This window comes from Faecalicoccus acidiformans (genome assembly GCF_014202635.1).
GTDB classification, from domain to species: domain Bacteria; phylum Bacillota_I; class Bacilli_A; order Erysipelotrichales; family Erysipelotrichaceae; genus Faecalicoccus; species Faecalicoccus acidiformans.
Map to the genome: position 1 here is coordinate 33,116 of NZ_JACHHD010000011.1, position 11,643 is coordinate 44,758.

Sequence of the window (11,643 nt, forward strand, 5' to 3'; positions counted from 1 at the left end):
TAAAATTATACGGATTTAATAATAAAAATCAAGGCAGTCCTTTTTAAAACTGATCACTTTATTTAGGATTCGATTGAAAAAAAGAACATATATTTTTCCACCTCGAACTTGTCACAATAGCACCTAAAACCAGTAAACCAAAAGAACCCCCTAAACAGAATCCTTCTATAAAATCTACGATCGGACTGTTAACAAAATGAATCCATTCCATGATAAAATAGACACTGAAAATCAAACATCCAATTACAAATAAAATGTGATACGCTTGCAAAGTTACCTTTTTTTCTTCTGCAGTATATTGTGCAATCTTCTTATAACTTTCCTCTATGCTCTCTTCCCTGTCACACTGCGTTTGGCCATTTAACATGTCTATTAGTTCAATTTGATAAAAATCAGATAATTCAATCAAAAGATCCAAGTCTGGAAGATTAGATCCCGTTTCCCATCGAGATATGGTCCTACGAGATACATTGAGTTGTTCCGCTAACTGTTCTTGGGTTAATTGTTTATCTTTTCTCAATTTTCTTAAAAAGTTTCCGATTTTAATTGTATCCATGTTATCCTCCCTGCATCTTTATTGTATCAATTGTATATTCTTTAACCAGGACACGAAACGTCCACTTCCAAAAAAAGAGACGAAAGAAACGTCTCTTTAGTCAGAAATTTTCATTTTTATTACCCGAATGATCTGAATACAGATGAAGGATCCCAAAGCACAAAGCACGATAATTCCAACATCACTAAGAGTTAGATCCTGCGCAATGGTGAAAAGACCATGCAGTCCTGGCACCAGTAGAATCAACATCAATAATCCTGCACCGATCACAAAAGCTAAACAGCTGTAAATATTGACGGAAAGTTTAAACAACGGAAGATCCGACCGGCTCGAGAACCCATGAAGCAAACGCGAAAGGCACAATGTCGCAAAAGCCATCGTGCTGGCTAATGAAGCTGAAGACTGGAGCCCTAAATAATACGCCGCCATGACAAACACAAAGATGATCAAACCTTCTGAACCAATTTTTAACATTGTTTTGCGATTCAAAATAGAATCATCGCTCTTGCGTGGTTTTTGACGAAGAATATCGTCTGTTCCTTTTTCCATTCCAATCGCAATAGCCGGTAAAGAATCAGTAATCAAATTGATAAACAATAAATGAACCGCTGTGAATGGAGTCGGCAAAAATAATATTGAGGTAAACACAACAGCCAAGATGGCCGAAAAATTGCCTGATAATAAATAGGTGATCGCATTCTTAATATTGGCATAAACATTTCTGCCCGTAATGACAGCTTTCACGATGGTAGAAAAATTATCATCCATCAAGATCATACTAGCCGCATCTTTAGAGACTTCTGTTCCCGTGATTCCCATCGCAACACCGATATCACTTTGTTTTAGAGCAGGAGCATCATTGACCCCGTCCCCTGTCATCGCAACGATCTCTTTTCGCTTTTGCCAAGCTTTTACAATTCGAATCTTATGTTCCGGAGCTACACGTGCATAAACGGAAACTTTCGGCAAGACTTGATCAAGTTCTTCGTCATCCATTTTTTCCAGCTGTGCTCCTTCTAAACAAATATCTCCTTCTTTAAAAATACCAATTTGTTGTGCGATGCTTTGCGCCGTGATAGCATGATCCCCAGTGATCATAATGGGCTTGATCCCGGCAATTCGACATTTTTCGACAGCATCCTTACTTTCTTCTCGAGGAGGATCCATTTGAGCAACCATACCCACAAAACAAAGTTCTTTTTCATCAGAATAATCTAATTCTCTAGGCTCCATATTTTTATAAGCAAAGCCCAATACACGAAGTCCTTTTTTGGCATATTCTTCATTCTTCAAAAGAATCTTTTCTTTATCTTCTTTTGTTAAGGGACGTTTTTGATCATGGATCAAGATCTGTGTGCAACGCTTTAAAAGTTCATCTACGGCGCCTTTGGTGTAAAGATGAAATTTAGAATTGATCGACATCATCTTTCGGGTAGAATCAAACGGAATCTCATATAACCGTTCGGTCTCTACAACATAATCATCATCTTTTTTTCCGTAATTATCAAACAGTTCAAGCAAAGCGATTTCAGTTGGATCACCAATTTTACTGTCTTCGCGATAAATTGCATTGTTACAAAGCAAGCACTCTTTCAACAAAACATCATGACAATGATCGCTGGCATCTAAGGCTTCTGGTGCAAAGGCCACCTGATTCGCAAAAACATCCATTACTTTCATCTTGTTTTGGGTCAATGTTCCTGTTTTATCAGAACATATAATAGAAACACATCCCAAACTTTCAACAGCATTCAATTGTTTGATAATAGCATTTTCTTTGACCATCTTTTGCGTTGAAATAGATAAAACGATCGTAACAATTGAACCTAATGCTTCCGGAATAGCTGCAACCGCCAAAGCAACTGCGATCAACAGTGCATCTAAAAGATCTTCATGTGCAAACACGACATTAATACAAAGGATAATGGCACAGATCACGCAAATACTGATAGTCAATTTCACTGAAAATTCATCTAAACTTTTCTGCAATGGTGTTTTTCTTTCCGATGCATTTTCAATCATAGTTGCAATATGACCAATTTGGGTATCCATCGCTATAGCATTCACAACATATTTTCCGGTTCCGTTCGTAACCAATCCGCTGGAGAAAACCATATTCGTTTGGTCTGCCAGAGGTTTTTCCCCCTGTAATGCTGCAACGCTTTTTTCTTGCGGAAGAGATTCACCAGTCAAAGCACTTTCATTGATTTGTAAATTTGCAGCTTCCAGAATACGCCCATCGCCTTCGATAACATCTCCAGCTTCAACACAAACGATATCTCCGATCGTCAACTGATCACTGGAGATTTCTTCAACTTGTCCGCCACGTATTACCTTAACATGCGGCGTTGATAATTTTTGCAGGCTCTCTAAAGATTTACGTGCTTTTAATGTTTGAACCGTACCTAAAATCGCATTGATAGTGATTACAACCAAAATTACGGCGGTACTAACATATTCCCCTGATATCGCTGAAATCAAAGCAGCACATATCAATACAATAACCAACAAATCTTTATATTGTTCTAAAAAGATGATGAATGAACTTTTAGGTTTGGATTGATTCATTAAATTCAATCCATACTGGTCTTGGCGTTTCTTTACTTCTTCATGGGATAACCCCTCTAGGCTCGTATCCAATGTTTTCAAAACATCTTCTGGATTTTGATTGTATATCGACATAAGCGTCCTCCCTTATCAAAAAAATAGACAAGATCCATTAAGAACCCTTGTCCTTAATGAGTCTTGTCTTTAAGATTGTCCAGAATGTAACATTCGGGTATGTTGAACAATCACGCGTATTACGAGACTACTCCCTCATTGCGGTTATTATATCGAAGTTAAAAGTAAAATTCAATCATTATCATTCAATGATTAAATTCTGAATACCATTTTCTTTGGCAACTTGATAGAACCCATTCATCACTTCACTGGAATACAGCTTTGGATTGTCATCAAAACAGTACTCCATATCTAAGTAAGCATATTTCGATTTAGCCAAAGGATTATAATTCAAGATTTCATAATGAACATCGGGATAAATTGAAGTCAAAAAAGCAGAAATCTGAGAGATATTTTCTTTCGTTGCGGTCATTGTGGGAATCAAAGGTGTACGAACGATCACCCGATCTTTCTTTTCAGAGGTCAACAAATATCGAATATTATCTAAAATCATAGAATTATGTACACCGGTCCATTTTTTATGCTGGTTCGAATCAAACACTTTACAATCCGCATAGATTTGATCAAGATAGGGTAACGCTTTTCGCAACCATTTTTGATCAACATAAAGGCTGGTTTCTATGGCAGTATGAATACCTTCTTCTTTGCATGCAATCAAAAGCGAGAGCAAGCCATCCGGCTGTAGAAATGGCTCGCCTCCCGAAATTGTAACACCCCCGCCATAACGAAAAAACGATTCATCCTTTTTTATTTCCTCCATTATCTCTGAGACGGAATAAGAGGAAGAATCAAATTGCAGCGCTCTAGTAGGACAAGCATCAACGATAGTTTCCCAATCTTCTTCCGCATCTCGATTCAGACAAAGTTGTCCATCTTGATATGTCACACCGTCACTTTGACAAGCATGAACGCAACTCAAACAATGGATACATTTATTCTCCATATATAAAATTTGCCGTTTCGGCCGTAACCCTTCCGGATTTTGACACCACTTGCAACGCAGAGGACATCCTTTTAAAAATACCGTTGTTCGTATTCCTTGCCCGTCATGAGTAGAAAAACGTTTTATATCAAAAACTTGAAGATTAGATATTGTCATAAGATGTCCTTGCGATGATTTCATTTTGAAGATCTCCAGCCAACTCCGTAAAGTATGCTGTATAACCTGCAACTCGAACTGTCAATGAACTATATTGTTCAGGATGTTTTTGGGCCGCCAATAAATCTTCACGACGAACAACATTAAACTGGATATGAGGGATCTCAAGATCGACAAATGTTCTTAAGAAACTGCAGAATTTTTGAATGCCAGTTTCTGTTTTAAAAAACTCTGGTAGAAACTTCATATTCAACAGTCCGCCATTCGTTGTACAATCGTCATTTAATCGAGATACCGATTTTAATACTGCAGTCGGCCCTTTTAAATCTCGTCCATAAACCGCCGATAAACCGCCATCTGCCAATGGTGTCTGCGAGAGTCTGCCATCGGCACTGGCGCCAACGTTTTGTCCCATTGGAACGTGAGCGCTCACTGTATACATTCCACTATGGTAGAGACCTCCGCGATAATTTGTGTAATTTCTCAATGTATCCCGGAAAAATTGAGCCCATTTTGCACCTAGCTGGTCAACCCATTCAACATCGTTTCCATACTTTGGAACACGATTTAACAACATTTGTCTCATGACTTCAAATCCCTTAAAATCATGTTCTAAAGCTGTTTCCAGGTCAATGGCTGAAATTCGTTTCTGATCATAGACCATCATCTTGATTGCCGCCATAGAATCGGCCAAATTAGCTACCTGGATCATTTGAATGCCAGATAAATTATAATGCGCGCCACCGCGAGTTACGTCCATTCCCTTTTCCATACAGTCATCGATCACACTGCTTAAAAACGCAGTCGGAAGAATATCGATATGGGCTTTTTCAACCTCTTCACAACAAGGAATCATTTTTTTGATAAAATACAACATCATTGTTTGAAAAGCATTCTCAAGATCTTCAAAGGTTTCATATGTGCTCAAAGATCCTAGATCCGGTCCTAGTTGATCATGAGTAATCAAGCATCGGCCATGATTCAGCGTCAGCTCTAACACCTTATTCATGTTGAACATTGCCGCGTCGGACCATCCTAAATTATTCCCCTGTGTTGTCAATTCTACACAGCCCACAATTGCATAATCTTTCGCATCTTTCGATGAAATTCCTAATTTCTGTAACTCATGAATGATTGCCTTGTCATTAAAGAATTGAGGCATTCCGCTTCCTTTAGAGACAACACGGACCGCATGGCGCAAAAGAGCTTCGTTAGTGTGTTCGTGAAGGCGTACACTTAAATTCGGTTGCGGAAGCCCAAGATCCTCTTGAGCATCCAGGAATAAATGGCTGAGTTCGTTACAGAAATCATTTCCATCCTCATCCACACCGCCAACTGCAATATTGAATCCAATTGGGAAACCTGCGAAATATTTAGCAGAATTTTTATTCCGTAAATAAACGATTTGATTGAATTTTAACCATAAGCATTCAATGATCTCTAATGCTTCCTGATCGTTGATCCGTAATTCATCAATGTCTTTTTTATAATATGGATATAAAGTTTTATCCAAACGTCCTGGTGAGAAGCTGGAAGCATTGCTCTCCATATGTAAAACTACAAATAAGAACCAAAGAGACTGTACAGCTTCATGAAAGGTTTGTGCAGGTCGTTGACTCAGATTTTTACAAATCTCGGCAACTTTTTTCATATCGGATGCATACCTTGGATTTTCATCAGATTCCTGGTTCAAAAGATCATGATAACGCATCATAAAATCTTTTACACCATCCATAACCAGGACAACTGAACGATAAAAATCTTTTTGTTCTTCCGCACAGGTCAGTAAATGTTCTTGTGCTTCTCTTTGAAGACCAGATGGACCTTTTTCGAGCCATTCTTTTACATTTGGACAAATATGCCCTTGAGCATGGTCTTTCTGATTGATCTTGACAACTTTACTGATTGCGTCAATCTCTTTACCGGCTCTGGATCGCAGTACATCTTCCAAGCTCTTACCCTTCCAATAAGGAAGGATTTCTTTTCTGAATATTTCTATATCTTCGTCGCGAACTAAAAACTTATCCTGCGGACGTGTAGAAATCGTCTCTAATTCTCGATCAACCCAACTGATTCCGCTTTCCGGAAAAACAACGCCATATCGAACCCCTTTGGTACGATTTCCTACGATCAGTTCTTCTGGTTCGATTCCGATTTCTAATTCATGAAGCGAATTATATAGAGAGTAAGCTCGTTTCATCTGAGCAGAATCCGTTTCATGTTCTTTGTAAGTCCTAGTAATGATCAAAGCTTGTTCAATACTGACAAAGCGCGGCTGTGACAACATTTTGTCCTTCAAAATCTGAATTCTTTCCACTGGTGGTCCCTCCTTAGTCCAAATATTCAACACCATATTTCCGGCAGTATTTCCGTTGTACACTATTTAATTTTTGATCCGTGATCAATCCGGTCACAGAATCAATTGTAGAATACTTATAATTTCCGATTTGATTAAATTTTTCATGATCTGCCAATAAATAAATGATCTTAGATCGATCGATAACCATCTTCTTTGTCACACCGTCTTTAGCCATATAAGTATAGACGGCATTTTCCTCTAAATCTAAGCCCACGACTCCTAAGAATGCCGCGTCAAAGTGAAAGTTTTCAAGCATTTGATCCGCAAGACTTCCTACAAACCCATCTTTTCCATAATCTAGTTCGCCTCCGATAAAAATTACGTTGACATCGCTAGAAATTAATAAATTAACTGCTTCTAAAGAATTTGTAACCACTGTGATATTAAGATTTTGTTGTGCAATCTGACGAGCCAACTCAACAACAGTTGTGCTTATATCAAGGAAGACAACATTTCCCTCTTTAATCAAATCAATGGCTTTTTGTGCAATTACTCTTTTTCCCTCTAAATTCAGTGTCTTTCTTTCCGATGCTTTTTTTCGATTTACATTCTGCTTTGTCGGAATTGCACCACCATATATCTTTTTGCACTTTCCCGCTTTCTCTAAAGTACTCAAATCTTTACGAATTAAATCCTCAGTCACATTGAATCTTTCGCTCAGTTCTTTAACTCGAACACTGCCCTTTTCAAGCATTTGTTTTAAAATCAAATCCTGACGTTCCTCTACAAACATATCATCACCAATTCAAGTATAACAGAATAATAAAAAGTAATAAAGAAAAATAATAAAAAATAAAAAGGCCTTTTGGCCTTAATCATAAATACTCTCTTGTGTAGTGTGCAAAATCTCTCCAGTTGAACCATCGATCGTATAATCATACTCAGTTTGATCTTCGATCACCTCGATTTCGTAGATCAACTTTCCATACTCATGATCCGTATCGGTTCCTTTGATCGATCCGTTTGGATGTTGTTGTAAAGCAATTTGTTGAGCTTTCTCTAATCCGATATCTGTTCCATCCGTAGTGGCAGTCTGTGAATTATTTGGGCAATAATCATTTGTTTGATTGTTTTGTGGATAAGACGGTAAAGATTCTCTTTCAAAACTGCTGACTTGTCCAAAGCCACTGATTTGCACCTCAAATTTTTCAGTATCCGTCTGGATCGTAAACTCGTATTCTGAAAGAAGAAAATCTTTCTCCACTTTTTCTTCAACGATTTTTGCATCAGAATCTCCCACTTGATCTAAGGCAATTTGCCGAGCTTCATCTAAATTCGTCTGCAAGAAAAAGAATGCACCGATCCCAAAAACTATAACAATTATAACAATAACAGCAATTAAAACTCCTTTTTTCATAGTGTCTGCATCCCTTCTTGAATTTATTTTATCAAACTCTAGAATTAGACGCTACTCATTAGCCTTTCTTAAAGAAAAAAGTCTTGGAAAATCACCCAAGACGCAGTCTTTCTATTATTGGATCCCTATGATCAAATACACGTGATCATTTTCTCTTTGTACAGATTCAAACACATCGAAAAGCTGTATCAGTTCTTCATGGATCGTAGTTTTTTGAATCAGCTCAATAACAATATCTTCATGAATGGAATTCATCGCAACCTTTAAGGACTGAACACTTAAAGATCCGGACTTTGGAAGTTCTAAAATCGAATAGATATCTTCTAAAGACTCCTCTAGCGATTCATAATTTGTTAAATTTATTGTATAACGTTTCATAAAACTCCTTTGAACATAAAATCATTCAATTGGATCAACGACATGATTTTTACGAGAAAAATCAATGATCTTATTTAAAATTCGATACAGATTTTCACAGTCTTCTTCACCAAGTTCATCCAAAAAGCAGCTTAGAGCTTCCTGGTGTTCTTTCCACTTTGATAGAATTTTTTCACGAATAGTATCCGTGACTTGAATGGTCACAGTACGACGATCCTCATTTGATCGAATTCGTTTGACCCATCCGTTTTTTTCATATCCTGAAATAATTTGACTTGCAGCAGCTGGAGTTACTCTTAAATTTTGAGCTAGATGAGACATCGTGACCGGCTCTTTTTTTTCTTGCATAAGAATATAAACCAAAATACTCAGATCTCTGGATCGAAACCCTTTGATGGGGCCGCGGTTTTTACGAGTAAATTCCATTAAAGTCAACATAGATTCATTGATCAGTTCTATAGTTCGTTCTTTAGACATAAGCTCTCCTTTTATTAAGTATCTTAATCTTTTAGTAACTAAATACTATCACTTCCTAAGATAATGTCAACAAAAAAGGTCTGATAAACAGACCTTCTAAGATTTTAATTTTGATAAGACATCGTCGAGACTAGTTTGCGTCAAAGATAACTTTTCTTTATACATCTCTAATTTATTTCGTTCCTGGTCTACTTTGGCCTTTGGCGCTTTAGAAACAAAGTTTTGGTTATTCAACATACCCTCGGCTCTTTGAATCTCTTTTCGAAGATGATCGATCTCTTTTTCGAGTTTTGCTTGTTCTTCTTCCAAGTTCACAAGATCTCCCATGCGAACTTTTAAAACAGCAGAATCAAGAGTTCTAGTCAATACATCCTCATCTTTGATTGTTTCAAAAGATGCATGACACATGCGATCGATCATTTTCCGATAATAATCAGACAATGATTTTGGTGCTCCATTTTCATCAACGACATCAATACTTAACGATTCACTTGGTTTTACATTATATTCTTGTTTGATTTCACGAACTTTTGTAATGATGGACAATGCCAAAGATACGGATTGACGGTCATGATGTGAAAAATCAATTTGAATCGGAGTTGGCCAAGTTTCCAGATTGATACTTTCTGCCGTGTGTGGCAAAGACAAATAGATCTCTTCTGTTACAAACGGCATAAATGGATGCAGCAACTTACAAATATTCATCAAAACCGTGTATAAAACACCTTTTGTAGTAGCTACAATATTCGGATCTTCGCTATACAAGCTTGCCTTGCTCAATTCAATATACCAGCTGCAGAAATCATCCCATACAAAGTTGTATAACTCGTTACCAACAATAGCAAACTCATATCGTTCCATATTCCCCGTAACATTTTCCAAAACTTGATCAAATCGATCTAATATCCATTTGTCCACTTCACTTAAATGATCAAAATCAAAGTGCGGAATATCTTCATTCAGCTGCATTTGAACAAAACGAGCCGCATTCCAAATCTTGTTAATAAAATTCCAAGCAGAATCAAGCTTTTTTTCATCAAAGCGTAAATCCAATCCTGGTGTTGAATTGGTCGTTAAGAAAAAGCGCAACGCATCGGCTCCCTTATCTTGAATCACATCCATCGGGTCAATACCGTTACCTAGTGATTTTGACATTTTACGGCCTTGAGGATCGCGGACCAAACCATGAATCAAAACATCTTTAAAAGGACGATTTTTCATGCAGTAACGAGTCTGAAAAGCCATACGTGCTACCCAGAAGAAAATAATATCATAACCTGTAACCAGGCAATCATTCGGGAAATAGCGTTCAAGATCAGCCGTGTCTTCTGGCCAGCCCAATGTAGAAAAAGGCCATAACGCACTTGAGAACCACGTATCTAAAACATCTTCATCTTGAATCCAATTTTCCGGATCTTGAGGATCCTCCATTCCTACATAAAGCTCTCCGGTATCTTTATTAGTCCATGCCGGGATACGGTGTCCCCACCATAGCTGACGAGAAATACACCAGTCCTCAATATTCTCCAGCCACTGTTCGAACGTTTTTTCAAAACGAGAAGGAACAAAAGAAATCTTCTGATCTTCGATTTTTTGATTTTTTAAAACTTCGTCTGCCAATGGTTTCATCTTTACAAACCATTGTTTACTCAAATATGGCTCCACTATAACTCCAGTTCGTTGAGAGTGTCCGACAGGATGCACGTGTTCTTCGATATGATCGACTACACCAGCTGCTTCGAAATCTTTTACTAAAGCTTCGCGACATTCAAAACGATCCATTCCCGCATATTTATGAGCCATTTCATTCATGGTTCCATCTGGATTCATGCAGATAGGCATAGGGAGATTATATTTCTTAGCCAACATAAAGTCATTCGGGTCATGAGCTGGCGTACATTTCATCACAGCCGTACCAAAATCCATGTCAATATAATCATCTGCCATAATTGGAAGAGCGTCTCCATTGGCGGGATTAATCGCATGAAGTCCGACGATGTCCTTATATCGATCATCATCGGGATGAACAAAAATTGCTTGGTCGGCAAACATCGTTTCTGGACGTGTAGTCGCAATGACCAGTTCCTGTCCCGTTTCTACGACTTTATATTTAAAATAATACATATGTCCTGGTATTTCTTTATGCTCGACTTCAATGTTTGATAAAGCCGTCTTCGCTTCCGGATCCCAGTTGATGATTCGTTCTCCTTGGTAGATGAGACCATCATTATATAGATCTACAAACACCTTGCGAACGGCTTTAGACAATCCCTCATCCAAAGTAAAGCGTTCGCGAGAATAATCTAATGAAAGACCAAGTTTTGCCCACTGTTTACGAATCGTAGCCGCATATTCTTCTTTCCATTCCCATGCTCTATCTAAAAATTTTTCTCTTCCGATATCATATCTTGAGATACCTTCATCCTTTAATCGCGCATCTACTTTTGCTTGGGTAGCAATTCCGGCGTGGTCCATCCCAGAAACCCACAAAACATCATAGCCGCGTAAACGCTTGTAGCGGCAAATAATATCTTGTAAAGTTGTATCCCATGCATGTCCCAGATGTAATTTTCCAGTTACATTCGGTGGCGGTATTACAATACAGTAAGGATGTTTTGATACATCCCCCGCTGTGAAATAACCCTTATTGACCCATTGGTCATAAATGTTGGATTCAACTTTTAAATGATCATATTTTGGTTCCATAGTTCTTTTCCTCCAAACAATAAAAAAAC

At 37.9% G+C, this 11,643-nt stretch carries 9 protein-coding genes; all 9 read right to left on the reverse strand.

All coding sequences use genetic code 11. From position 1 onward, the window contains the following. Nucleotides 1–58 precede the first annotated feature (58 nt). A complete protein-coding gene (locus tag HNQ43_RS06100; RefSeq protein ID WP_183375804.1) occupies nt 59–556 on the reverse strand; it encodes a helix-turn-helix domain-containing protein in 498 nt (165 codons plus the stop codon). Between the two features lie 96 nt (nt 557–652). Further along, entirely contained in the window at nt 653–3,238 is a 2,586-nt protein-coding gene (locus HNQ43_RS06105; RefSeq protein ID WP_183375806.1) for a cation-translocating P-type ATPase, read from the reverse strand. A 181-nt stretch (nt 3,239–3,419) separates the two neighbouring features. Next, nucleotides 3,420–4,361, reverse strand: a complete 942-nt coding sequence (locus HNQ43_RS06110) for a glycyl-radical enzyme activating protein (RefSeq protein ID WP_183375808.1) — start codon at nt 4,359–4,361, stop codon at nt 3,420–3,422. Then, nucleotides 4,324–6,654: a glycyl radical protein gene (locus tag HNQ43_RS06115; RefSeq protein WP_273477767.1), complete on the reverse strand. Its 2,331-nt coding sequence runs from the start codon at nt 6,652–6,654 to the stop codon at nt 4,324–4,326. Before HNQ43_RS06115 ends, HNQ43_RS06110 begins: the two co-directional genes overlap by 38 nt. 13 nt (nt 6,655–6,667) lie before the next feature. Continuing rightward, nucleotides 6,668–7,429 (reverse strand): DeoR/GlpR family DNA-binding transcription regulator, encoded by a 762-nt coding sequence (locus HNQ43_RS06120; protein ID WP_183375812.1) that lies wholly within the window; start codon nt 7,427–7,429, stop codon nt 6,668–6,670. A 78-nt stretch (nt 7,430–7,507) separates the two neighbouring features. Beyond that, nucleotides 7,508–8,053 (reverse strand): PepSY domain-containing protein, encoded by a 546-nt coding sequence (locus HNQ43_RS06125; protein WP_183375814.1) that lies wholly within the window; start codon nt 8,051–8,053, stop codon nt 7,508–7,510. Between the two features lie 114 nt (nt 8,054–8,167). Next, a complete protein-coding gene (locus HNQ43_RS06130) occupies nt 8,168–8,431 on the reverse strand; it encodes a hypothetical protein (protein ID WP_183375816.1) in 264 nt (87 codons plus the stop codon). A gap of 21 nt (nt 8,432–8,452) precedes the next feature. Beyond that, complete coding sequence (locus HNQ43_RS06135; RefSeq protein ID WP_183375818.1) at nt 8,453–8,908, reverse strand: MarR family winged helix-turn-helix transcriptional regulator; 456 nt, start codon at nt 8,906–8,908, stop codon at nt 8,453–8,455. A gap of 96 nt (nt 8,909–9,004) precedes the next feature. Continuing rightward, on the reverse strand, nt 9,005–11,614 hold the full coding sequence (locus tag HNQ43_RS06140) for a valine--tRNA ligase (protein ID WP_342353965.1): 2,610 nt from the start codon (nt 11,612–11,614) through the stop codon (nt 9,005–9,007). Nucleotides 11,615–11,643: the final 29 nt, after the last annotated feature.

Excerpts from the sequence above, each read along its gene's own strand:
- HNQ43_RS06100 (WP_183375804.1), bottom strand. The coding sequence starts at position 556 with ATGGATACAATTAAAATCGGAAACTTTTTAAGAAAATTGAGAAAAGAT.
- HNQ43_RS06105 (WP_183375806.1), bottom strand. The coding sequence starts at position 3,238 with ATGTCGATATACAATCAAAATCCAGAAGATGTTTTGAAAACATTGGAT.
- HNQ43_RS06110 (WP_183375808.1), bottom strand. The coding sequence starts at position 4,361 with ATGAAATCATCGCAAGGACATCTTATGACAATATCTAATCTTCAAGTT.
- HNQ43_RS06120 (WP_183375812.1), bottom strand. The coding sequence starts at position 7,429 with ATGTTTGTAGAGGAACGTCAGGATTTGATTTTAAAACAAATGCTTGAA.
- HNQ43_RS06125 (WP_183375814.1), bottom strand. The coding sequence starts at position 8,053 with ATGAAAAAAGGAGTTTTAATTGCTGTTATTGTTATAATTGTTATAGTT.
- HNQ43_RS06130 (WP_183375816.1), bottom strand. The coding sequence starts at position 8,431 with ATGAAACGTTATACAATAAATTTAACAAATTATGAATCGCTAGAGGAG.
- HNQ43_RS06135 (WP_183375818.1), bottom strand. The coding sequence starts at position 8,908 with ATGTCTAAAGAACGAACTATAGAACTGATCAATGAATCTATGTTGACT.
- HNQ43_RS06140 (WP_342353965.1), bottom strand. The coding sequence starts at position 11,614 with ATGGAACCAAAATATGATCATTTAAAAGTTGAATCCAACATTTATGAC.